The 239-nt window shown below is 64.0% G+C and carries 1 protein-coding gene; it reads right to left on the reverse strand.

Annotated features, from left to right (window positions below):
- Positions 1-7: 7 nt before the first annotated feature.
- A partial coding sequence (locus tag KVS69_RS20470) for an invasion associated locus B family protein (protein WP_217540155.1) occupies positions 8-239 on the reverse strand: 232 nt, incomplete at its 5' end.

A 239-nucleotide genomic window follows, 5' to 3' on the forward strand; every position in this document is an offset into this window, starting at 1 on the left:
GCCGCGCTTACTTGCAGGTTTCGATCTGCTTCAGCGCGGCGGAAATGCCCTGCAGGGAATAGGCGTAGGAAGTCTTGGTGCCGCGGCCCGACACGGCGCTGACGCTCATGTTGTGGCCGGTCTTCATCGCGGCAACCAGCGCCGGCTCTTCCGCCGCGTTCTCGACCCAGGCGGCCTTGTCCTTGGTGAACATCACGAAGGCCTTGCCGTCGATGCTGACCGTGACCTTGGAGTTCGCC

Origin of the sequence: Stenotrophomonas sp. GbtcB23, assembly GCF_019091045.1 — a bacterium.
Classification (GTDB): Bacteria; Pseudomonadota; Gammaproteobacteria; order Xanthomonadales; family Xanthomonadaceae; genus Stenotrophomonas; species Stenotrophomonas rhizophila_A.